Source organism: Ruegeria sp. ABM4_193 (genome assembly GCF_056158705.1).
Genome location: NZ_JBSWTT010000001.1, coordinates 520,657 through 542,655 on the forward strand (window position 1 = coordinate 520,657; position 21,999 = coordinate 542,655).

19 protein-coding genes are annotated in these 21,999 nt (G+C 58.3%); 8 read left to right on the forward strand and 11 right to left on the reverse strand.

The annotated features are described in order from the left end of the window. Position 1 precedes the first annotated feature (1 nt). From rodA to ACXADZ_RS02590, 5 genes are read right to left on the reverse strand one after another with little or no spacing between them, the layout of a single operon-like run. On the reverse strand, positions 2 to 1,141 hold the full coding sequence (gene rodA, locus ACXADZ_RS02570) for a rod shape-determining protein RodA (RefSeq protein ID WP_171093572.1): 1,140 nt from the start codon (positions 1,139 to 1,141) through the stop codon (positions 2 to 4). Then, positions 1,138 to 3,087, reverse strand: coding sequence for a penicillin-binding protein 2 (mrdA, locus tag ACXADZ_RS02575; protein WP_475192466.1), 1,950 nt, complete (start codon positions 3,085 to 3,087; stop codon positions 1,138 to 1,140). The genes rodA and mrdA overlap by 4 nt, the downstream gene beginning before the upstream one ends. Next, positions 3,084 to 3,620 (reverse strand): rod shape-determining protein MreD, encoded by a 537-nt coding sequence (locus ACXADZ_RS02580; protein ID WP_171093568.1) that lies wholly within the window; start codon positions 3,618 to 3,620, stop codon positions 3,084 to 3,086. Before ACXADZ_RS02580 ends, mrdA begins: the two co-directional genes overlap by 4 nt. Beyond that, positions 3,613 to 4,515 (reverse strand): rod shape-determining protein MreC, encoded by a 903-nt coding sequence (mreC, locus tag ACXADZ_RS02585; protein WP_475192468.1) that lies wholly within the window; start codon positions 4,513 to 4,515, stop codon positions 3,613 to 3,615. Before mreC ends, ACXADZ_RS02580 begins: the two co-directional genes overlap by 8 nt. A 58-nt stretch (positions 4,516 to 4,573) precedes the next feature. Further along, positions 4,574 to 5,620 (reverse strand): rod shape-determining protein, encoded by a 1,047-nt coding sequence (locus ACXADZ_RS02590; RefSeq protein ID WP_039523195.1) that lies wholly within the window; start codon positions 5,618 to 5,620, stop codon positions 4,574 to 4,576. 155 nt (positions 5,621 to 5,775) lie between these two features. Between ACXADZ_RS02590 and ACXADZ_RS02595 the strand changes: the two genes are divergently transcribed. Then, entirely contained in the window at positions 5,776 to 6,561 is a 786-nt protein-coding gene (locus tag ACXADZ_RS02595; protein ID WP_475192470.1) for a 23S rRNA (adenine(2030)-N(6))-methyltransferase RlmJ, read from the forward strand. A 105-nt stretch (positions 6,562 to 6,666) separates the two neighbouring features. On the opposite strand, the gene ACXADZ_RS02600 is transcribed toward ACXADZ_RS02595, so the two are convergent. Then, the gene (locus tag ACXADZ_RS02600; RefSeq protein ID WP_475192472.1) at positions 6,667 to 8,235 is read right to left on the reverse strand and encodes a 2-isopropylmalate synthase; all 1,569 of its coding nucleotides are present in this window, start codon (positions 8,233 to 8,235) and stop codon (positions 6,667 to 6,669) included. Positions 8,236 to 8,526: 291 nt separating this feature from the next. Here ACXADZ_RS02600 and ACXADZ_RS02605 point away from each other — a divergent pair, with 291 nt between their 5' ends. Further along, the gene (locus tag ACXADZ_RS02605) at positions 8,527 to 9,192 is read left to right on the forward strand and encodes an SDR family NAD(P)-dependent oxidoreductase (RefSeq protein WP_475192473.1); all 666 of its coding nucleotides are present in this window, start codon (positions 8,527 to 8,529) and stop codon (positions 9,190 to 9,192) included. Between the two features lie 4 nt (positions 9,193 to 9,196). Here ACXADZ_RS02605 and ACXADZ_RS02610 read toward each other — a convergent pair whose 3' ends face one another. Next, positions 9,197 to 10,678 carry an MORN repeat-containing protein gene (locus ACXADZ_RS02610; RefSeq protein WP_475192475.1) on the reverse strand — a complete coding sequence of 494 codons (1,482 nt, stop codon included), beginning with the start codon at positions 10,676 to 10,678 and terminating at the stop codon, positions 9,197 to 9,199. Positions 10,679 to 10,832: 154 nt separating this feature from the next. On the opposite strand from ACXADZ_RS02610, the gene ACXADZ_RS02615 reads away from it, so the two are divergent. From ACXADZ_RS02615 to ACXADZ_RS02625, 3 genes are all read left to right on the forward strand, one after another. Further along, a complete protein-coding gene (locus ACXADZ_RS02615) occupies positions 10,833 to 12,491 on the forward strand; it encodes an NAD+ synthase (protein WP_475192476.1) in 1,659 nt (552 codons plus the stop codon). 314 nt (positions 12,492 to 12,805) lie between these two features. Further along, on the forward strand, positions 12,806 to 13,030 hold the full coding sequence (locus ACXADZ_RS02620; RefSeq protein WP_171093553.1) for a hypothetical protein: 225 nt from the start codon (positions 12,806 to 12,808) through the stop codon (positions 13,028 to 13,030). A 138-nt stretch (positions 13,031 to 13,168) separates the two neighbouring features. Then, positions 13,169 to 14,500: an NAD(P)/FAD-dependent oxidoreductase gene (locus ACXADZ_RS02625; protein ID WP_475192478.1), complete on the forward strand. Its 1,332-nt coding sequence runs from the start codon at positions 13,169 to 13,171 to the stop codon at positions 14,498 to 14,500. A 4-nt stretch (positions 14,501 to 14,504) separates the two neighbouring features. Here ACXADZ_RS02625 and ACXADZ_RS02630 read toward each other — a convergent pair whose 3' ends face one another. Next, positions 14,505 to 15,437, reverse strand: coding sequence for an MBL fold metallo-hydrolase (locus ACXADZ_RS02630; protein WP_171647354.1), 933 nt, complete (start codon positions 15,435 to 15,437; stop codon positions 14,505 to 14,507). Positions 15,438 to 15,578: 141 nt separating this feature from the next. On the opposite strand from ACXADZ_RS02630, the gene gltX reads away from it, so the two are divergent. Beyond that, entirely contained in the window at positions 15,579 to 16,904 is a 1,326-nt protein-coding gene (gene gltX / locus ACXADZ_RS02635) for a glutamate--tRNA ligase (RefSeq protein ID WP_475192481.1), read from the forward strand. A 26-nt stretch (positions 16,905 to 16,930) separates the two neighbouring features. Here gltX and ACXADZ_RS02640 read toward each other — a convergent pair whose 3' ends face one another. Beyond that, complete coding sequence (locus ACXADZ_RS02640; RefSeq protein WP_475192482.1) at positions 16,931 to 17,542, reverse strand: gamma-glutamylcyclotransferase family protein; 612 nt, start codon at positions 17,540 to 17,542, stop codon at positions 16,931 to 16,933. A gap of 93 nt (positions 17,543 to 17,635) precedes the next feature. Between ACXADZ_RS02640 and ACXADZ_RS02645 the strand changes: the two genes are divergently transcribed. Next, a complete protein-coding gene (locus ACXADZ_RS02645) occupies positions 17,636 to 18,082 on the forward strand; it encodes an RrF2 family transcriptional regulator (RefSeq protein ID WP_171093544.1) in 447 nt (148 codons plus the stop codon). A gap of 2 nt (positions 18,083 to 18,084) precedes the next feature. On the opposite strand, the gene ACXADZ_RS02650 is transcribed toward ACXADZ_RS02645, so the two are convergent. Then, positions 18,085 to 20,613: an ABC transporter permease gene (locus ACXADZ_RS02650; protein ID WP_475192484.1), complete on the reverse strand. Its 2,529-nt coding sequence runs from the start codon at positions 20,611 to 20,613 to the stop codon at positions 18,085 to 18,087. Next, a complete protein-coding gene (locus ACXADZ_RS02655) occupies positions 20,610 to 21,305 on the reverse strand; it encodes an ABC transporter ATP-binding protein (RefSeq protein WP_475192486.1) in 696 nt (231 codons plus the stop codon). The genes ACXADZ_RS02650 and ACXADZ_RS02655 overlap by 4 nt, the downstream gene beginning before the upstream one ends. Before the next feature lie 51 nt (positions 21,306 to 21,356). Between ACXADZ_RS02655 and ACXADZ_RS02660 the strand changes: the two genes are divergently transcribed. Then, on the forward strand, positions 21,357 to 21,995 hold the full coding sequence (locus tag ACXADZ_RS02660) for an arylesterase (protein ID WP_475198473.1): 639 nt from the start codon (positions 21,357 to 21,359) through the stop codon (positions 21,993 to 21,995). The last annotated feature ends 4 nt before the right edge of the window (positions 21,996 to 21,999 follow it).

Sequence of the window (21,999 nt, forward strand, 5' to 3'; positions counted from 1 at the left end):
ATCAACGGGGGCGGTGGATATGTGCGCTTTGGACGATGCCAAACGCGGCCATCAGCACCAACATGGCCGAGCCGCCATAGCTGACCATTGGCAGCGGCACTCCAACGACCGGCGCCATGCCCATCACCATCGACATATTGACGGCGAAGAACAGGAAAAAGTTCAGCGCAATGCCCAGAGTGACCAGCGAAGAAAACCGATCCTTGGTCGCAAGCGCCGTCACCATGCAGAACACAAGGATCAGCGCATACAGGATTAACAGGGTGATGCCGCCGACAAAGCCGAACTCTTCCGCCAGCGTCGTGAAAATAAAGTCGGTGTGCTTTTCAGGCAGGAAGTTCAACCGGGACTGTGTCCCTTGCATGAACCCACGTCCATTCCAGCCCCCCGACCCCAAGGCGATCTTGGACTGGGTGATGTGATACCCGGCCCCAAGTGGGTCGGTCGAAGGGTCCAGAAAGGTGTCAATCCGGCGGAATTGATAGTCCTTGAGCAATTGCCATTCGGTCCCGCGGCTGTTGAACACAGCGGCGATCAAACCTACCACCGCAGCGATAACAGCCGCAAAATACGCCCAGTGGACGCCTGCGAGAAACATCAAGCCGCCGCCTGCCGCCAACAACAGGATCGACGTGCCCAGATCGGGTTGTTTCAGAACCAGTAGGGTAGGCAATATGATCAGGGCTACCGGAATAAAGACCCATAGCGGTCGGGACGTTTTGTGGGATGGCAGCCAGTCGTAATAGGCTGCCAGGACCATGACCAGCGCGACCTTCATGACCTCTGAGGGTTGCAGGCGCATGAAGCCAAGGTCTATCCAGCGCTGCGCGCCCATGCCGATAGTGCCGAATAGCTCGACAAACACCAGCAACGCGACCGAGCCCAGATAGGCCAGAACGGACATGTTGCGCCAGAACCAGATTGGCACCAGTGCAATGATGAACATTGCAGTCAGGCCAAGACCGAACCGTTCCATCTGCGGCTCGGCCCAGGGCGTCCACGAACCACCCGCAACCGAATACAACATCAGGAATCCAGCGCTGGCCGTGCTGATCAGCAGCAGGGTCAGCGGCCAGTTCATGTACAGGAATTTGCGAAATCCAGATGGCGTGGATTTGACCGCGTACTCAAGATAGCTCATGCGCGGTCCTTTCCGTCAGGACGCGCTTTGGGGCGACGGTCGCCCTCAAGCCGTTTTTGCTGTTCCTTGATACGGTCACGGTCGCCTACCGGATACGCGTCGAGCGGTGGTGTGCCGTTATAAAGGGCCTGAAGCATGATGTCCCGCGCCACCGGGGCTGCCGCCTTGGACCCCCCGCCACCATGCTCGACCACGACGGCAATCGCGTATTTGGGTTTGTCGTACGGGGCAAAGCTGACGAACAACGCGTGGTCGCGGCGTTCCCAGGGTAAGTCTTCGTTCCGGATCACGCCTGCTGCACGTTCGGCCTTGGTAATGTTTCGTACCTGGCTGGTGCCGGTTTTACCCGCCATGCGGAAATCTTCCGCAATAATACGGCTGCGATAGGCCGTGCCGCGACGGTCGTTTGAAACAGACCACATCGCTTCGCGGATATACTTGAGATTGGCGGGGCTGATCTCAAGCGGTTCCCCCGCGCCGCTGGGCTGTTCAACCCCGTTGATCGACCGCACCAGACGAGGCGAAACCGCACGGCCAGTGGCGATCCGCGCGGTCATGACAGCCAATTGCATGGGCGAGGCCAACATAAAGCCTTGTCCGATGGATGCGTTTGCGGTGTCGCCGATCAGCCATTCTTCGCCGTGGATCCTTTGTTTCCATTCCTGATTGGGCGCCAGTCCAGCGCGTACAGCGGACATGGGAATGTCATGCTTGATGCCCAGCCCAAGCGTGTTGGCCATTTCAGAGATTCGGTCGATGCCGACCTTTATCGCCACGTCGTAGTAGTACACGTCGCAACTGCGTTTCAGTGAAGTGTTGAGGTCCACCATGCCATGGCCGCCACGCTTCCAGCAGTGGAAGCGACGGCTGCCGACTTTCAGATGGCCGGGGCAGTAAACGGTGTTTCCGGGGCCGACGACTCCGGCCTCAAGCGCTGCCAACGCCGTAACCATTTTAAAGGTCGAACCCGGGGGGTAAGTACCCTGAACTGTCTTATTTGCCAGCGGGCGGTACTTATCTTGCGTCAGCATCCGGTAATCTGCGACCGAGATACCACGCACAAACAGGTTGGGATCGAAACTGGGGGCCGAGGCCATCGCGCGCAGATCACCGGTTTCGCAATCGATGACGACGGCAGCGGCGCTTTCGCCAGCCAACCGGGCCTGTGCGTATTGTTGCAGGTCCGCGTCAACGGACAGCTGCAAGTCGGCCCCGGGCTGGCCTTCCTGTCGGTCCAGCTCGCGCATGACACGACCGGTTGCGTTGACTTCGACACGCTTTGCACCGGCCTTGCCGCGCAATGAGATTTCCTGTTTTGCCTCAAGACCCACTTTGCCGATCTGAAACCGGGGGATTCGCAGAACGGGTTCAGGGTCTTCGATCTGGCTGAGATCGTAGTCACTGACCGGTCCGACGTAGCCCACGATATGAGCAAAGTCTTCATAGCGTGGATATTGCCGCGTCAGACCCACTTCGGGTGTGACACCCGGCAAGGCGGGGGCATTGACGGCAACTTTCGATATGTCCTCCCACGTGACCTGATCGGCCAGCGTGACCGGCAGGAACGGGGCCGAGCGGCGCATCTCGGTCTGGGCGCGTTCGATTTCATCATCGTTCAGAGGGATCAGTTCTGACAGTTTTCCGATCACCTGATCCACATCGCCGGCATCTTCGCGCACAATGACGATACGGTAGGATGGAGAGTTCTGGCCAATGATCTGCCCGTTGCGGTCATAGATCCGTCCGCGATTTGGGGGGATCAGGCGGATGTTGATGCGGTTTTCTTCCGCCAACAGGCGATACTCATCGGCCTGATCCACCTGCATGAACCGCATACGTGCCGCCAGCCCGCCAATGAAGGCGGCCTGCAGGCCGCCCAACAACAGTGCTCGCCGTGGCAAGCGTTTATAGGCCAGGCCTTGTGATTTGGGCTTGCGCGGCTTCATGCCCGACCTCCTACCGCGCCGGTATCAGAAACGGTCATGCGACGGACACCGAACACGCTTTGGCTCAGTGCAACGATGACCGGATAGCAGGCAATTGTCAGCACGAGCTGGATCATGACAGGCAACAAAGCGGCCTGTTGCACAGACAAGATTGAAAGAATGATCCTGTTTGCGAAAAACACACCCGCAATAACCACGCCCACCGACATCCATTCTCCGACGAAACCGGCATCTTTCATACCCGGTGCCGCCGAACGCAGATAGGCTGATCCAAAGACAACCAGTGCCGCCAAAAGGCCCGGTGGGCGTTGCAGAAGAAGGTCGGCCATCAGCATCACGACAGCCACAAGCAAGGTCGGAACATAGTCAGGGCGACGCAACACCCAAGCGAAAGTCAGGGCAATCAGAACGTCGGGAAAAGGCCAGCGATCTGGTTGTGCATCCAGCGGCAACAAATGCAGGAACAGCACACCAAATGCCAGCGCTGTGTAGAGACCGCGCATCGCCCAGTTATGCGAGGCAGACTTATCCATCACTAAGCTCTTCAGGCGACAGGGCGGCTTCGGGCCGGGTTGGGCCGACTATACCGCCGGGGTCCCGAATGATCGGGGCCGAGTTGAAGCGTAGAACGCGCAGAAATTCCAGCCGTTCGAAATCAGCGGACAGACGCACCCGCAACCGACCGCCCGGATCCGTTGCGATCTGGCCGATCAGCAAACCAGCCGGGAAAACGCCACCGTCACCTGATGTAATAACCCGGTCGCCGGGACGGACCAGTTCACGGCTTTCAAGGAATTCGACAACCGGTGCCGACGTGTTGTCCCCTTTGATCAACGCGGTCTGGCCCGAGGGCTGGATGGTGGCAGGTATGGCGCTTGTAGCATCTGTCACCAGAATGACGCGGGCTGTATCGGAACCAACACCCGAGATCCGCCCAACAAGGCCGATGCCGTCCATCGTGGCCCATCCATCGACGATGCCGTCGCGTTCGCCCACATTCAGCAGAACGGATTGCCGGAAAGGTGAGCCGCTGTCGGCCATCACAACACCGGTGATATAAGTCAGGCGCGGATCAAGACGTACGTTGTTGAGATCCAACAAACGCGCGTTTTCCTGCTCCAGTTGCAGTGCCGCTTCTTTCCAGGCGCGCATCAGGCGAAGTTCGCTGCGCAGTTCGCGGTTTTGCTCGCTCAGGCGCTGATAGCTTTGGAAGTCACGAACAAGATTGACCGCGCCAGTCACAGGCACCATGGCCCATTCCATCGAGGGTACAACTGCATCCACCACTTGCGCGCGAAACCGTTCAACGCGCGGGCTGTCGATGCGCCAGATCAGGAAGATTCCCAACAGACAAAGGATCACGATCCCCAGCAACAAACGACGCAAGGGGGTTGTGTAGTCATCGTGCTGTGATCGGTCTTTTGCCACAGGTTACCTTCCCGTGCTGCTCGTGCCGAATTCAGACTGCAACTAAAAGGTGCGCGCCTCAGCTCTCGTAGTCAATCGCGTGGCGCAGCTGTTTTTCATATTCTAGCGCCTTGCCGGTGCCCAAAGCCACACAATTCAGGCTTTCGTCGGCAATCGACACGGCCAGACCGGTCTGTTCGCGCAGGGCCAGATCCAGATCACCCAGAAGCGCACCGCCGCCAGTCAGCATCACGCCTCGGTCCACAATATCCGCCGCCAGATCGGGCGGAGTGGTTTCCAGAGCGGTCATAACCGCCTCACAAATCTGCTGTACGGGTTCCGAGAGCGCTTCGGCCACCTGGGCCTGGCTGATCTCGATTTCCTTGGGCACACCATTTAGCAGATCACGCCCACGGATGTGCATCGACTGGCCACGGCCATCGTCGGGCATACGAGCGGTGCCGATGGTGGTCTTGATCCGTTCAGCCGTGGATTCGCCGACCAACAGGTTCTGTTGACGACGCAGATACGAAATGATGGCTTCGTCCATCCGGTCGCCACCGACGCGGACCGAGCGAGCGTACACGATGTCGCCCAGCGACAGAACTGCAACCTCGGTTGTGCCGCCGCCGATGTCGACGACCATGTTGCCGGTCGGGTCGGTGATCGGCATTCCGGCGCCAATCGCGGCTGCAATCGGTTCTGCGATCAGGCCTGCACGGCGCGCGCCTGCGGACAGAACCGACTGACGGATTGCGCGTTTTTCGACCGGGGTCGCACCGTGAGGTACGCAGACGATGATCTTGGGTTTTGAGAAGGTCGAGCGTTTGTGCACCTTGCGGATGAAATGCTTGATCATTTCCTCGGCGGTGTCGAAATCCGCGATCACACCTTCGCGCATCGGGCGGATGGCTTCGATTGAACCGGGGGTCCGGCCCAGCATCAGCTTGGCGTCTTCGCCGACAGCGAGAACCTTTTTCACACCGTCCTTGACGTGATAGGCAACCACCGAGGGTTCAGACAGGATGACACCGCGCCCCTTGACGTAAACCAGCGTGTTTGCTGTTCCAAGGTCGATAGCCATGTCCGCTGTGAACAGGCCGCCCAGATTGCCAAAGATCCCCATGTTTCCCCTGATCCTGTATGTCGGTTTTTCTACTGCCCGCGACTCGACGGTTCCGGGACGGATGACTTATAGGGTGCCATCACGCCCGGTAAAAGGGCTGATTCCGCGACAATCAGCACCTTTCCGCCTTATTGATTGGGACTTTAGAAGGCAAAATGCTCTCTTATCAACACATTTACCACGCCGGCAATCTGGCTGATGTCCAAAAGCACGCATTGTTGGCCTGGGTGCTGAATTATCTGACACGCAAGGACAAGCCGCTCAGCTATGTCGAAACGCATTCCGGGCGGGGTTTGTACAAGCTGGATGCCGAGGAGGCCGTGCGCACCGGAGAGGCCGCAGCGGGGATTAAGTGGGCGCAGCAGGAAGGGTGGTTCGGACCTGATCATCCGATGGCGCAAGTTTTGGAAAACGTTCAAAATCGTCACGGCAATGCCGCGTATCCGGGTTCACCCCTTGTTGCGGCCAATCTGCTGCGGGATCAGGACAGTTTGCATTTTGCGGAACTTCACCCACAAGAACATGCCGCTCTGGCCTTGGCCATGTCGCCCTATGGGGCCAAGGTTTACCAGCAAGACGGTTTTGCGCTGGCGCAATCCTTGCTTCCGCCCACACCACGCAGGGGGATGCTGCTGATCGATCCGAGCTATGAGGTGAAAACCGATTATGACCGCCTGCCCGGCATCATCGCCAAGCTGCACCGCAAATGGAACGTTGGGGTCATTGCGCTGTGGTATCCAATCCTCTCGGACAAGCGCCACCAGGTCATGGTCCGTGCTTTGAAGTCGCAAAACTTGCCCAAAGCTGTCTGTCACGAGGTAACGTTCCCCCCGGTTCGTGAAGGCCATCGGATGGTCGGCTCCGGCATGTTCATCATCAACGCCCCGTTTGGCATCGAAGACGAAATGGAGCGCCTGTCCGCTTTGTTTGACCAGCTTTGAAAAGAAGTTGGGCCCGGCAGCGCGCTCTAAGCGCGCTGCCGGGCCCAAAACCCAAGAAGGGACGGCGAAGCCGGGCCGCCGCGGGTGCGGGAGCCCTTGGGCCGTTCAGGTCAGGTCTTTATAGCTGATCTCACGCTTATCAGCACCGGGACCCGCTTTCTCACGCCGTACGATCAGGCGGTTCAGCGCGTGGATATAGGCTTTGGCAGAGGCCACAACCGTATCCGTGTTCGCAGACTGACCGGTTGCAATCATACCGTCCTCGCTCAGGCGAACTGAAACGGTGGCCTGTGCATCGGTGCCTTCGGTGACCGCGTGAACCTGATACAATTGAAGGCGGGCTGTGTTGGGATAGATTGCCCGGATCGCTTTAAAGGTCGCGTCCACTGGTCCGTCACCATGTTCAGTGGCGATAACGTCTTTGCCGTCCATTTCCAACTCGACCGTGGATTCTGCCTGACCACCCGTGCCGCAGGTCACTTTCATCGAGACAAGCTGCAGGTAGTCATCGTGCTCATCCATGGTCATCAAGGCGATGAGGTCGTCGTCAAACACCTCTTTCTTGCGGTCGGCCAGATCCTTGAACCGCACGAAAATGTCGCGCAACTGGTTGTCACCGACCTCAAAACCCAAAGTCTCAAGTTTGTCGCGCAAAGCCGCTCGGCCCGAGTGTTTGCCCAACGGCAGAGAAGTACCGGACAGGCCAATGTCCTCTGGGCGCATGATTTCGAAGTTTTCGCGGTTCTTGAGCATCCCGTCCTGATGGATGCCGCTTTCATGCGCAAAGGCGTTCTTGCCAACAATGGCCTTGTTGAACTGCACGTTGAACCCCGACACTGTCGCCACCCTGCGTGAGATGTGCATGATCTTGGTGGTGTCGATGCCGGTGCGCCAAGGCATGATGTCATTGCGGGTGCGCAGCGCCATGACAACTTCTTCCAGCGCTGTGTTGCCTGCACGTTCGCCCAACCCGTTGATTGTGCATTCAATCTGGCGCGCACCACCCGCAACGGCCGCCAGCGAGTTCGCGGTCGCCATGCCAAGGTCGTTGTGGCAGTGGGTGGCAAAGATCACCTCATCCGCGCCCGGAACCGTTTCGATCAGGCGTTTGATTAGGTCAGCGCTTTCGACCGGTGCGGTGTATCCCACGGTGTCCGGGATATTGATCGTTGTGGCCCCGGCTTTGATCGCAATCTCGATTACGCGGCACAGGTAGTCCCACTCGGTCCGCGTCGCATCCATTGGCGACCACTGAACGTTTTCGCACAAGTTGCGCGCATGGCTGACCGTTTCGTGGATCTTGTCGGCCATCTCATCCATTGTCAGGTTCGGAATGGCGCGGTGCAGTGGAGAGGTGCCGATAAACGTGTGGATCCGGTTTTGTTCGGCGTGTTTCACGGCCTCCCAGCAGCGGTCAATGTCGGCGAAATTTGCACGGGCCAGACCGCAGATACGGCTGTTTTTAGAACGTTGCGCGATCTCGGAAACGGCCTTGAAGTCGCCCTCGGATGCGATGGGGAAACCGGCTTCGATGATGTCGACGCCCATCTCGTCCAGCAGCTCGGCAATCTCCAGCTTTTCGTCATGGGTCATGGTCGCGCCGGGGCTCTGCTCGCCGTCGCGCAAAGTGGTATCGAAGATCAAGACGCGGTCTTGGTCGGTCACGTTGGTCATGGGAATCTCTTTCTTGTCTGTCCTAAAGCCTTCTTGGCGCGCTGGCGTCCTCCTCTGAGCGGGCGCGCCGGATGGCACGCTCAGAGGCGGATTAGGATCAGTAGGCCACGCAGAGACGCACCGCGCAGGGCGGTGTCGGCACAAAGGATATCTGCACGGTTGATCATGGGATTGAGGTTATACAGAGCCCGCCAGGAATGAAAAGACCAATTTGCGCCCAACAGGTCCTGCGCTGGCTTTCTAATTCCGGACCAACTTGATTGTGTCCTCTGCGCAGCTAGCTGGATGCAGATGAAAACAGCATTGATCATCGGAGCCTCGGGCGGAATTGGCGCAGCGGTTTGTAATACCTTAGAGAGGCAGGGTGTCTCGGTAACGGGTCTGTCGCGGTCATTGGATGGGTTCGATCTGACTGATCCCTACCGAGCGTTGCCGATCATTGATAAGCTAACCGATCCCTTTGACTTGATACTGGTCGCGTCCGGGGCGTTAGAGATCGAAGGGGCCGCACCGGAAAAGACAATTCGTGCGGTTTCAGCCAAGGCGATGATGGATCAGTTTGCGCTCAACGCGGTAGGTCCGGCTTTGGTGCTGAGCCGAGCGCACAGGCTTTTGCCCCGCAAGGGGCGGTCGGTTTTTGCGGTTCTTTCAGCGCGTGTGGGATCCATCGGGGACAATCGGATGGGGGGCTGGATCAGCTACCGGGCCGCCAAGGCTGCGGTCAATCAAGTTGTCCATACCTCGGCCATCGAACTGTCGCGAACGCATAAGCAGGCGATTTGTGTCGCCTTGCATCCGGGAACCGTGAAAACTGCCTTCACAAAAAAATACTTAAATCGGCATCCCGCCGTCGAGCCGGAGGTCGCCGCCAAAAACCTGTTATCCGTGATCAATGGACTTACACCAGCGGATACTGGCGGTTTCTTTGATTGGGCCGGGCAACCCGTTCCTTGGTGAGGGCTTACCCGTCGGAGGCCTCGGGCGTTTCGGCCTGATCGTCTGGCGCAGGCTGTGGATCCGGGGTGTCTGACTCGCTTTGCTGGTCAGAGGCCCGGCCCGGCAAGACTCCGTTTTCCCAAATACCGGTTTCTTCCTGCCCGTTGGCATAGCGCATCGTTCCGCTGCCCTGCCGTTTATTGTCGACAAAGTTTCCTTCGTACACATCGCCGTTCGAATAGGTGGCGACGCCCACGCCTTCGATCTTACCTTCGGACCAGTCGCCTACGTATTTGAAACCGGCAGGTGTTACGATTTCCCCAGCGCCATGCCGTTTTCCGTTCAGAAAATCGCCAGTATAGACGGTGCCGTCGGAATAGGTCGCTTTGCCCTTGCCTTGGCGAACGCCATCAACCCAGTCGCCGTCATAGACCGAGCCGTCTGCGCGGGTCACGACGCCCTTGCCATGGCTTTGCGCGTTCTTGAACTGGCCTTTGTAGATCATTCCGTTGGCATAAGTGGCCGTGCCCTGACCCTCGATCACGCCGGCAATCCAATCGCCTTCATAGGTTGACCCATCGGGATAGGTGATGCGGCCCGTACCCTCAGCCAAATCGGCAACAAAATCGCCGACATAAACCGAACCATCGGGATAAGTCAGCTCTCCCAGACCTTCGATCTGTCCCTGGTTCCAGTCGCCGGTATACACAAAGCCGTCCGTGCCGGTGAATGTACCCTTGCCCTGGCGGCGATCATCGACAAAATCGCCCTCGTACACGTCGCCTTGCGCGTGGGTCACTTTGCCTTTGCCCTGACGGCGCCCTTCTACCAGTTCGCCCTCATAGACATCGCCATTGGCATAGGTCAGACGACCGGTGCCGGTGATCTGATCCTGCGCCCATTCACCGGAATAGATCATGCCGTCGGGCATGGTTTGCTTGCCCGTGCCATCGCGCAATCCTGCGCTGACGTCCCCTTCATACACGCTGCCATCCGCATAGGTAATCTTGGCCTTACCTTGCCGCTGACCATCAACCCAGTCGCCATCATAGATGTATCCGTCGGGAAAAGTCAGAACGCCTTTGCCGTGCCGCTGGGCATTCCTGAACTCGCCTTCATAGCGCGTGCCATTGGCGAATTCGGCAACACCTGTGCCGTTGATCGACCCGTTGGACCATTCACCGTCATAGCTGCTGCCATTGGCATAGACGATCTTGCCGCGCCCTTCGGGCTGGCCCTTGGCAAAACTGCCTTCATAGATCGACCCGTCGGGATAGCGGGTCACGCCCTGGCCCTGAATCTCGCCTTCAACCCACTCGCCCGTGTATTCAAACCCGTTGGGCAGCCGGTAGGTTCCCGTCCCGTGGCGCAGCCCGTTTTCATAGGTGCCTTCATAGACGCCGCCAACTTCGTCATCTTTGATGATGACTGTTCCGTCCTGTGCAAACGCCGTCACTGCGGACAGACTGAGCCCCGCTGCCAAAATCGAATATCGGATCACGTTCATTTTCGGTCCTGCCTGCCGGGTCATCGCTGGTTGCATCTTTGGAGGCAAAACTAGGATACCGTCGAGGGCAGGGCAACGGCTTTTGCCGCATTGGCCTTTTACTCGCGCGGTGATCTGCTAAATGGCAATAGGACTGACGAGGCAAGAGGGCAGCATGGCCGACCGTTTCCGTATCACTCTGGCGCAACTGAACCCCACTGTGGGCGACATTGAAGGCAATGCAGCCAAGGCGTTTACCGCTTGGGAGCAAGGCAAAGCAGCCGGTGCTGATCTAGTAGCCTTCCCCGAGATGTTCATAACCGGGTACAACACGCAGGATCTGATCCAGAAGCCAGTGTTCCACCGTGCGGCCATGGCGGCGGTCGAGGCGTTGGCCAAAACATGCGCAGACGGACCAGCGATTGCCATTGGCGCGCCTTGGGCGGAAGAGGACAAGTTGTTCAACGCCTACCTGATCCTCAAAAACGGGCGGATCACCAGCAAGGTCTTGAAACATCATTTGCCGAACGAAACCGTTTTTGACGAAGTGCGCCTGTACGATGCCGGTCCGCTGGGTGGGCCGTATTCGGTTGGGAACTTCCGAATTGGCAGCCCGATCTGCGAAGATGGGTGGCACCCGGACGTGGCGGAAACGCTCGAAGAAACCGGGGCCGAGTTTCTACTGATCCCCAACGGATCGCCCTATTTCCGCGACAAGTATGACGTACGCCTGAACCATATGGTGGCGCGTGTTGTCGAAACGGGTTTGCCACTGATTTACCTGAATATGGTGGGTGGGCAGGACGATCAGGTCTTTGACGGAGCCAGCTTTGGCCTGAATCCGGGTGGAGAGCTGGCCTTTCGGATGCCTGTTTTTGACGAAACTGTCTCACACGTGGATCTTGAGCGTGGTGACGATGGCTGGCTGATCGCGCCTGCCGAAATCGTTCCTCAGCCTGATGTGTGGGAGCAGGATTATCGCGCGATGGTGCAGTCGTTGCGCGACTATATGGGTAAGACGGGTTTCAAGAAGGCGCTTCTTGGTCTTTCTGGCGGGGTCGATTCCGCGTTGGTTGCAGCCATCGCGGTCGATGCCATCGGGGCCGAAAACGTGCGCTGCGTGATGTTGCCGTCGGAATATACCAGTCAGGCTTCGCTGGATGATGCCGAGGCCGTCGCCAAGGCATTGGGCGTGCACTATGATTTTGTGCCGATTTCCGAGGGCCGGGCCGCGGTAACGAATACTCTGGCGCCGTTGTTTGCGGGGCTGGACGAAGGATTGACCGAGGAAAACATTCAGTCCCGTCTGCGGGGGCTGCTGCTGATGGCGATCTCGAACAAGTTTGGTGAAATGCTGTTAACCACCGGCAACAAGTCTGAGGTCGCGGTGGGCTATGCCACGATCTATGGTGACATGAACGGCGGCTATAATCCGATCAAGGACCTGTACAAAACCCGCGTGTTTGAAACCTGCCGTTGGCGCAACGCCAATCATCGTGACTGGATGATGGGTCCCGAGGGCGAGGTGATCCGCCCGTCCATTATCGACAAACCGCCAAGTGCCGAGTTGCGGGAAGATCAGAAAGACAGCGACAGCTTGCCCGACTACCCGGTTTTGGACGGTATCCTTGAGATTTTGGTCGATCAGGATGGCTCAATCGCCGACTGCGTCGCTGCCGGGTATGACGAAGCCGAGGCCCGGCGGGTCGAACATCTGATTTACATCAGTGAATACAAACGGTTCCAGTCCGCACCCGGTACGCGCCTCAGCAAGCGGGCGTTCTGGCTGGATCGGCGCTATCCAATTGTGAATCGTTGGTGCGATCAGACCTGAGTTTCACGGCAAGGTTAGATTGCGCGGAAACAGTCGTGCACAAATGTGTCGATTGTTCTTAAATCGTGGGAAATCGGGTGCGATTTGAGGCACTTAAAGCTGCCTCAGACTTGTTCCGGTGACATTTTTCTGCCACATTTTTGCTTAGAAGTTGCCCGATGTGGGGCGGGTGCGACGCAATTTAATCTGTACGCGTAAAATTGGTTCGCGGTACGAGCGACGCATCCCGGGTTGGATGTCTGAGTGAACGGTGTGGTGGTAAAATGTACAAGGAATATGACAATTCGCTTCATGCTCCTATGCGAATGCGGACGATGGAATCTCCGCCTCAGGAGCTGAATGAAGAAAAGTTGGATGCAGCAATAGCCGATATGCTGGACGAGCAGCGGGAATTGGACGAGCAAGCCGCCGCCCATTTCCGCACAGAGTTTCCAAGATTGCTGCCTCAGAAAGACGTGACTGCACAGGCCGCGCGCAAGCAAAGCGGGCTGTCTGCGATCCTGCGCCAGAAATGGGCAGAGTTGTCCGGCGCGGCTTAATACGCTTTTTGCTGACACTGATTTCGGCACCTGGGCCACAGGTGTCGAAAATACTGCAAGAGCGCTCGGAATTCACATTGCTTATCCACGGTAGGCAGGTCTCCATACTGGTCCAAGCGACTGATGTAAGACCTGTTAATGACCGCACCCAAACCAACCCCCGTCGAATCTAATCTGGCCCTGCCCAAACGTGTGGATGTTGTCGTCATTGGCGGAGGTATCATTGGCGTTTCAACAGCATTAGAGCTGGCTGAACGCGGCGCTTCTGTTCTTTTGTGTGAAAAGGGTCAGATTGCAGCAGAGCAGAGTTCGCGCAATTGGGGTTGGGTGCGTCTGGGTATGCGAGACCCAAGGGAAATTCCCCTGATGCAAGAGGCGTTGCGCATCTGGCAAACGCTGGACGAGCGTTTGGGGCGCGAAACAGGCTATACCCAATCCGGCATCCTTTTTGGGGCCTCTGGCGCAAGAGACGCAGCCAACCTGCAAAAGTGGATGCGCCATGTTGAGGGATTGCAGACCGGGGCCAGGATGGTGTCCGGCGGTGAGCTTTCCGATTTGCTGCAAGGGCACCAAACAGGTTTGACAACAGCGCTTTACATGCCGCAGGACGGTCGGGCCGAGCCGCAATGGGCTGCCCCGGCCATTGCCGAGGCTGCACGAAACCGGGGTGCAGTGATCATGACGCAATGCGCCGTACGTAGTTTGGATACTCGTGAGGGGCGTGTCGCGGGTGTCTTTACAGAACGTGGAAAAGTGGCCTGTGACCGGGTTGTCCTGGCTGGTGGGGCCTGGTCGCGGTTGTTTGCAGGCAACGCAGGTGTCGCAGTGCCGCAACTCAAGGTTTTGAACACGGTCCTTCGCACATCTCCCGTGCACGATGGGCCTGGACCCGCGTTGTGGTCCGACGATTTTGCCATCCGCAAGCGCGCTGACGGCGGCTATACCATCGCGTCTGGCCACGAAAACACAGTGGACATCGTGCCCGACAGTTTCCGGCTTGCGAGGCAGTTTCTTCCTGCCTTTGCGCAAGAGTGGAAGTCTCTGCGTTTTCGTTTGTCCAAACGCTGGACGATCGAAGCGCGACACGATCGGCGCTGGCTGCCCACCGATGTGACGCCGTTCGAGCAGTGCCGAATTTTGGACCCTGAGCCATCGCAGAAAACGTTGCGGCACGCTTGGGGCCGCGCCTGTAAGGGGTTCCCGGCGCTGGTTAACAGCGAAGTTGTGCAAAGTTGGGCCGGAATGATCGACGTTACGCCTGACGCCATTCCGGTGATCTCAGGTGTGGATGAGTTGCCGGGTCTTTTCATTGGCACAGGATTCTCAGGCCATGGATTTGGCATTGGTCCGGGTGCCGGGCGATTGATCGCCGATCTTGTCGCTGAAACGACGCCTTGCGTGGATCCGGCCGCGTTTTGCCTGTCGCGGTTCACCGACGGTTCGAAAGTGCGACCGGATCCGGGGTATTAACGGCTTAGCCCATCATCTGATAGCTGACCGGAACAAAGCGGAAGCCTTCGCCACGGGTTTCAACAAAGCCAGCTGCTGGAAACGGCATGTGATAGCCGATCATCGGCACCTTGTCTGCGGCCAGCATGCCCAGAACGTTGCGCCGCGATGCGGTCGCAGCCTCTTTGTCGGCGTCAAAGCTAAAGCCCCATTCCGGGTGCGCAAAGGACCAGACATAGTGGTTGGCCAGATCGGCCGTCAGAACCAGCCGCTGACCGTTGCTTTCGAGATGGAAAACCGTGTGACCCGGCGTATGTCCATAAGCAGCGATGGCTGTGATGCCAGATGACACTTCTCCGCCATCCTCGACAAAGGTCATCTTTTCGGCCAATGGTGTGACCTTGGCCGCGACCATGTCGCCGACACGGTTTCCGGCTTCCATCCCGGACCAGAAATCGTATTCGGACGATGCCGTGACATAGCGTGCATTCGGGAAGGTAGGCGCGTCATTTGTGGTCATGCCGCCAATGTGGTCGGGGTGCATATGAGTGATAACAACCACGTCGATCTGATCGGGCGTGACGCCCGCATCGGCCAAAGCTGTCTGAATACCGCCTTGTCCCAGGCCGGTGTCAAACAGAACAAGTTCGGATCCTGTATTGACCAGCGTTGGGGTGAAGAAGAACTGCGCCACGTCGGGTGAGATGAAGTTTTCGGCGGATACCTTTGCGAAATCTTCATCTGACACGTCCTGGCCAAACAGCGCTTTGGCGTCATCACGGGGGACGCTGCCGTCCAGCAATGTGGTGACAGTGAAATCACCCAGAGCAAACGATCTGGCGATGGTTGATTTCGCTTTGGTTTCAGTTCCCGCAGCCAGAATTGGCGTAGCGGCAGAGGCAAAAGGTAAAGCCGCTGCCGCACCAAGTGCTGCCCGGCGGGTCAGTTTGATAGTCATTTTAGGGTCTCCCTGTCTGTGCCAGCAATTCTTTAGATAGGTCCTGTCCGTGAACTTGCCACCTGACGTTGCTGTGAACAGGTCTGCCGACTGGACAAATAGCCGATCCTGTGACAAGAGCCGCGCCAACAGGAGACATCCATGACAACTACCCGTTTCGCCCCGTCGCCCACCGGTTACATCCATGTGGGCAACCTGCGCACCGCCCTGATGAACTATCTGATCGCCCGCAAGGCTGGCGGTACATTCATCCTGCGTATTGACGATACTGACCCCGAGCGCTCGAAAGAAGAATATGTCGATGCCATCAAGCAGGATCTGGAGTGGCTGGGTCTGCATTGGGACAAGGTCGAGCGACAGTCGGACCGCTTGGACCGCTATGCCGAAGCCGCCGATAAGCTGCGTGAAATGGGTCGGTTCTATGAGGCGTTTGAGACGCCGACCGAGTTGGACTTGAAACGCAAGAAGCAATTGAACATGGGCAAGCCACCGGTTTATGACCGGGCCGCGTTGAACCTGTCAGATGCCGAAAAAGACGCCCTGCGCGCCGAACGTGGCAACGGTGTATGGCGCTTCAAGCTGGATCATGAGCGCATCGAATGGAATGACGGCATTTTGGGCGACATCTCGATTGATGCTGCTTCGGTGTCTGACCCCGTATTGATCCGCGGTGACGGTCAGGTGCTTTATACAATTGCGTCCGTTGTGGACGATACCGAAATGGGTGTAACCGACGTTGTACGCGGCTCAGACCACGTGACCAACACTGCAACGCAGATCCAGATCATCGAAGCGCTGGGCGGACAGTGCCCCCGTTTTGCCCACCACTCGCTACTGACCGGCCCGCAAGGTGAGGCATTGTCGAAACGTTTGGGAACACTGGCTCTGCGCGATCTGCGTGAACAGGGCGTGCAGCCGTTGGCTCTGCTGAGCTTGATGGCGCGTTTGGGGTCGTCTGACCCGGTTGAGTTGCGCTCGGACATGGCGGAATTGATCGAAGGGTTTGATGTGAACCGGTTTGGTGCGGCACCAACCAAGTTCGACGTACAGGACCTGTTCCCGCTGACCGCCAAGCACCTGCAATCGCTGCCGCTGTCAGATGTCGCTGATGCGGTAGAGGATGCTGGCGTTCCGGCTGATTTGGCGGAACCCTTCTGGGCCATGGCGCGCGAAAACATTACCACCTTGGCCGATCTGAAAGGCTGGTGGGAACTGTGCCGCGATGGGGCCGAGCCTCTGATTGCCGATGAAGATCGCGAATTTATTGCCGACGCGATCGCTTTGTTGCCCGATGGCCCGTTTGATGGCGAGACCTGGGGTATTTGGACCAAAGCGGTGAAAGAGGCGACAGGCCGCAAGGGCAAAGGCTTGTTCATGCCGCTGCGCAAAGCCCTGACCGGGATGGAACGGGGCCCAGAGATGGCGGCTCTGCTGCCCTTGCTGCAAGTGATCCGCGCACGGGGCTGATCGCCCCGTACCGAAACGATGTAAGCTTAGAATTTGAAAGAGGCAGGCAAATCGTCTGCCTCTTTTTGTTGGTGTGGTTGGATAATCTTCACTGATGCGCGTTCCAGGCGGTTATCTACAAACGCTGTTTCGTCAGGTTTGAGCTGTTGGTGGCGGGGATATTTCGGCTCGGCCCGGTCATTCACAACAGGCGCGTCCCAGCCGTCGGTTGTGGCAAAGAACCGGTCCGCACCATCTTGTCCAAACGCCTTCAGGTATCCCTGCACAACGACATCAATATAACTGAGCAGCAAGGGATGGTGATTGCTGGGTGCGGTGTGCCGGTCATGGGGCACCGCATAAACCGCGATTTCGACATCATGCGTCAGGGTGTGTGAAATCGAATTCGTTGCCGTAACTCGGTCATAGGCCCATTCCCGCTGATCCAGTGCGGCCCAGTCGTTTTTAGGCACATGGGCGATCATGCCTTCGATCTCAGACTCGGGGTCGGGAATTGCGGTCAGGAACGCGACCGGACGCAGATCGGTATGGCGCCATGCCCGTTTCCAGCCTTTCAGTTTCGCGGGGCGCGGGTCGGGAAAGTCATGGGTGGCAAGGTTCACAAGGCTGCCATAGCCAAAGAAATAGGGGTCAGGCATGGATAAGGCGTCCTTTTGATCGATTGATGTATGTCAAACCGCTTTTTTCCCGGACATGCAATAAGGCTGCATCTAGAATTCAGGGAGGCCCTCATGCGGATTACCAAACGGACGAATATCGCTGTGCGCCTGTTGATGTATTGCGCAGCGCACCCGGACAGGTTGGTCACGAAGGCGGAGATCGCCGAAGTGTGCAACATCTCGGAAAACCATCTGGCACAAGTGATCAATCAACTGAGCCAGTTGAACTATCTGAGCACGCAACGGGGTCGCAATGGCGGCATGTCCCTGGCGCGCCCGGCGGAAGAAATTCGGATCGGTGCCGTTTTTCGGCATGTCGAAGGGGCCTTGCCCATTGCCGAGTGTTTTGCGGATGCGGACAATACCTGCCCCTTGACGGATGCCTGCCGGTTGCGGCTGGCGCTGCAAGACGCGGCCGAGGTGTTTTACGCCTCTCTCGATGAGGTTTCGCTGGATGCCTTGGTCTGTGACAACGATCCGTTGCTGAAGCTTCTGCAGCCCGTGGCCTGTGTACGCTGAACTCAGTCGCTGGCGCGTAAAATGCGGGCCGGTCGGGCCGAAAGCGGGCGCAGCGCGAAGGCAAGGCCTGCGCAAAGCGTGACGCCGATCCCGGCCAGAACAATGCCGAGGGCCGAAGACCAGATGATCGCAAAATCCGTCTCGAATATGTAGGTGGCAACGGCCCATCCGCCCAGAATGCCAACCAGCAAGGCGACGCAGCCTGCGGCAGCCCCCAACAAGACAGAGCGCAGGCCAAAGCTGCGCAGGATGCGGCCCCGGTTGGCCCCGAGGGTTTTCAGGATTGCCGCTTCGTATCTGCGGGCAGGTTCGCCTGCCGCTGCGGCTCCGATCAAGACCAGAAATCCGGTTAGCAAAGACACACTTGCGCCGTAAGAAGTGGCGGCGGCGATACCGGCCAGCAGGCCCGAGACACGGTCGATGGCATCGCGTACTCGAATGGCGGTTATGTTGGGGAACTGACCTGCGAGATCCCTGAGGATGGCGGCCTCGGCCTGCTCTTCAGCATAGACAGTGGCGATGAAACTATGCGGTGCACCGGACAGGGCAGAGGGATTCATCGACATAATGAACCCCATGCCTGCGGTCGAGAAATCCACTTCGCGCAGGGATGTCAGTTCTGCCGTAATGTCTCGGCCAAGGATGTTGACGGTCAGTTGGTCGCCAAGTTGCAGGCCCATTTCGGCTGCTTCTTCTGCGGCAAAGCTGACTTGGGGCGTGCCCGAATAATCCTCGGCCCACCACTCCCCGTCGGTTACATTCGCGTTTGCCGGGGGCTGAGCGGAGTAGGTAACACCACGGTCGCCTTCGAGAACCCAATGATCACCAGCCACATCACGGGCAGGGCGGCCATTGATCTGCGTGATGATCCCGCGCAGCATTGGCGCGCTTTCGATGCGGCTGACGGCAGGGTCCGAGGTCAGGCGGTCGGTAAAGCCCGGCATCTGATCTTTCTGGATGTCGACGAAGAAATATGAGGGCGCAACGTCCGGTAGATTGCCAGAGATCGCGTTGCGCAGCGTGCCGTCGATCTGTCCAACGGCGGCCAGAACGGACAAGCCCAGACCGAGCGACAGAACAACCGAGCCTGCACCTTCACGCGGGTCTGAAATGGCGGACAAGGCCCATCGCAGGGCGGGGCGGCCGCGTGCCAGAGGTGCTCCGGCCCGTGCCAGTTTGCGAATGGCATAGGCTGAGAGGGTCAGCAAAACCAACGCGCCCACAAGCCCGCCGCTTGTCCAAAGGGTCAATCGGGTGGATCCGCTGAACCAGGCGGCAACGGCGACAAGCAATACAAGTCCAATTCCTGTGGCGATGACAAAGGTCGGGCGAGGGATCGCTCGGGCCGTGCTCAGCGCATCGCGAAACAGGGTTGCGGCCCGCACGTCTTCGGTTCTGGCCAATGGCCAAAGCGTGAACAGAAATGCGGTGAGCAGCCCATAGATTGCGGCCTCAATCAGTGGTTGCGGATAGAGCGAGAATACTGCCGGAACCGGTAACTGGCTTTCCAACAGAGGCGCCAGAAGCAGCGGAGCCAGCCCACCCAGCGCCAGGCCGAGCGCAATTCCGATCACAGACAGCACGCCGATCTGAAGCATGTAGGTTTGAAAAATCGTCGCGCGATCAGCCCCCAAAGTGCGCAGGGTCGCGACGGTTTCCGTTTTTTGGCTCAGGTACGCGCGCACGGCGGCAGAAACTCCGATACCACCTACGGCAAGGCCCGACAGACCAACAAGAACCAGAAAGGCGCTGAGGCGGCTGACAAACTCGGAAATACCGGGGGCACCGTTACGCGCATCGCTCCATCGCATTCCCGTGCCGTCGAAGGCTTTGTCAGCTTCGGCTGCGATTTCGGAAAGAACAATCGTGTCTGGCAGGTTCAAACGGTATTTGGTTGAGAACAAAGTACCGGGCTCCAGCAACCCGGAGGTCTGTAGCGCTTCGGTCCGCACCAATGTGCGCGGTCCAAGGCCAAACCCATCTGCTGCGCTGTCGGGTTCGTTCACCAGTGCGGCTGTCAGGATAAATTCCTGTGTCCCAAGCTTGAAGCGATCACCGACAGTCAGCCCAAGCCGGTCGATCAGCACTTGCTCCATGATCGCTCCGGGCAAACCGGATGTCCCGTTTAGAGCGTCATCCAGCGTGATGTCTGGCTCAAGCTTAACCGAACCAATCAGGGGATACGCAGTGTCAATGGATTTGACCTGGGTAAGTGCGCGCTCCGGTCCGTCGGCACGGGGTACAACAGCCATCGAGCGGAAATCGACGATCTCGGACACCTGCTCGGATGCTTGCTGCATCCAGGCGCGCTCTGCCTCGTCGGCAAAGCGATAAGTGAACTCAAGCTGCGCATCGCCGCCCAAAAGCGAAGCACCTTCCTGCGCCAATCCGGTTTGAATGGCTTGCCGTACCGACCCTACAGCTGCGATGGCAGCAACGCCGAGGGCCAGACAGGCCAGAAAGATCCGAAATCCCCGCAAGCCGCCGCGTAGCTCGCGACGGGCGAGCCGCCCCGCCAGTCGCAGGCTCATTCGGCGGCCTCCTGCAGGGTTTCTTCTGCAATCCGTCCATCGCGCAAACGGACGACACGATCACAGCGTTCCGCCAGAGAGCGGCTGTGGGTGACAAGAACGAGGGTGGCCTCGTATTTCTGGCGCAGTCCGAACAGCAGATCGACAATCGCGGCGCCATTTGTTTCGTCCAAATTCCCGGTCGGTTCGTCCGCCAACAAAATCTTGGGGCGCGGCGCTGAGGCACGGGCAAGTGCCACCCTTTGCTGTTCACCGCCCGACAATTGCGCCGGGTAATGATCGCGCCGATGCGACAGGCCAACAGCTTCCAGCTCGGCCTCGGCACGGTCGAACGCGTCCTTTTGGCCCGCCAGTTCCAGCGGTGTTGCCACGTTCTCAAGCGCAGTCATGGTCGGGATCAGGTGGAAATTCTGAAACACCACGCCCATGTTGTTGCGTCGAAAGCGGGCCAGAGCATCTTCGTCCATGCTGGTTAGGTCCTGATCCAGCGCGGTGATCTGCCCACTGGTCGCTTGTTCCAACCCACCCATCAACATCAGCAGCGAAGATTTGCCCGACCCGGACGGCCCGATCAGGCCCAGTGTCTCACCCTTGGTCACAGACAACGTAATGTCATGCAGAATATCGACCCGTCCGGCATTGCCATCCAGAGACAAAGCAGCATTTTGGAGAGTGAGAACAGCAGGTGTCATAGGTTTACCCGATTAAGGAGCGGTCTTTTGGGATATGGAGCGATCACCACATTGCGCAAGGCTCTGATGACAGGTCTGTTTATCTTCTGCGGTTTCACGGCCACAGCCGAGCAAGTGGTGATTGCCGCCTTGGGGGATTCGTTGACGCAAGGCTATGGGCTGGTGGAAGAAGACGGGTTTGTACCTCAGCTTGACCGTTGGCTTGAGGGCCAAGGAGCGGATGTGCAGGTGATCAACGCCGGTGTCTCGGGTGACACAACGGCGGGTGGGGCCGCGCGGGTGGAATGGACCCTGACACCGGACGTGGATGGAATGATCGTTGCCTTGGGGGGAAATGACCTGCTGCGCGGGATCGATCCTGCCGTATCGAGAGCCAATTTGAGCAAAATCCTTGAGGTTGCACGGGCAGGTGATGTCGCCGTTCTGCTCATCGGTATACAGGCCCCCGGCAACTATGGGGCCGAGTACAAGCAGGCTTTTGACGCCATGTATCCCGAATTGGCTCAGGAGTATGGAGCATTGTTTGTCAGCAGTTTCTTTGACGGGCTGACAGCCGAGGGCGATCCCGGCGCAGTGTCGCAGTTCATGCAGGCCGACGGCATTCATCCAAATACCGCCGGAGTCGCCCTGATTGTGGATGCGCTGGGCCCGTCCGTTCTGGAGCTTGTAGGGCAGGCAGCGGCCCCCTGACTTT

Bases quoted from the DNA above. Each gene is read 5' to 3' on its own strand.
- rodA (WP_171093572.1), bottom strand. From the start codon at position 1,141: ATGAGCTATCTTGAGTACGCGGTCAAATCCACGCCATCTGGATTTCGC.
- mrdA (WP_475192466.1), bottom strand. From the start codon at position 3,087: ATGAAGCCGCGCAAGCCCAAATCACAAGGCCTGGCCTATAAACGCTTG.
- ACXADZ_RS02580 (WP_171093568.1), bottom strand. From the start codon at position 3,620: ATGGATAAGTCTGCCTCGCATAACTGGGCGATGCGCGGTCTCTACACA.
- ACXADZ_RS02590 (WP_039523195.1), bottom strand. From the start codon at position 5,620: ATGGGGATCTTTGGCAATCTGGGCGGCCTGTTCACAGCGGACATGGCT.
- ACXADZ_RS02595 (WP_475192470.1), top strand. From the start codon at position 5,776: ATGCTCTCTTATCAACACATTTACCACGCCGGCAATCTGGCTGATGTC.
- ACXADZ_RS02600 (WP_475192472.1), bottom strand. From the start codon at position 8,235: ATGACCAACGTGACCGACCAAGACCGCGTCTTGATCTTCGATACCACT.
- ACXADZ_RS02605 (WP_475192473.1), top strand. From the start codon at position 8,527: ATGAAAACAGCATTGATCATCGGAGCCTCGGGCGGAATTGGCGCAGCG.
- ACXADZ_RS02610 (WP_475192475.1), bottom strand. From the start codon at position 10,678: ATGAACGTGATCCGATATTCGATTTTGGCAGCGGGGCTCAGTCTGTCC.
- ACXADZ_RS02615 (WP_475192476.1), top strand. From the start codon at position 10,833: ATGGCCGACCGTTTCCGTATCACTCTGGCGCAACTGAACCCCACTGTG.
- ACXADZ_RS02620 (WP_171093553.1), top strand. From the start codon at position 12,806: ATGGAATCTCCGCCTCAGGAGCTGAATGAAGAAAAGTTGGATGCAGCA.
- ACXADZ_RS02625 (WP_475192478.1), top strand. From the start codon at position 13,169: ATGACCGCACCCAAACCAACCCCCGTCGAATCTAATCTGGCCCTGCCC.
- ACXADZ_RS02630 (WP_171647354.1), bottom strand. From the start codon at position 15,437: ATGACTATCAAACTGACCCGCCGGGCAGCACTTGGTGCGGCAGCGGCT.
- gltX (WP_475192481.1), top strand. From the start codon at position 15,579: ATGACAACTACCCGTTTCGCCCCGTCGCCCACCGGTTACATCCATGTG.
- ACXADZ_RS02640 (WP_475192482.1), bottom strand. From the start codon at position 17,542: ATGCCTGACCCCTATTTCTTTGGCTATGGCAGCCTTGTGAACCTTGCC.
- ACXADZ_RS02645 (WP_171093544.1), top strand. From the start codon at position 17,636: ATGCGGATTACCAAACGGACGAATATCGCTGTGCGCCTGTTGATGTAT.
- ACXADZ_RS02650 (WP_475192484.1), bottom strand. From the start codon at position 20,613: ATGAGCCTGCGACTGGCGGGGCGGCTCGCCCGTCGCGAGCTACGCGGC.
- ACXADZ_RS02655 (WP_475192486.1), bottom strand. From the start codon at position 21,305: ATGACACCTGCTGTTCTCACTCTCCAAAATGCTGCTTTGTCTCTGGAT.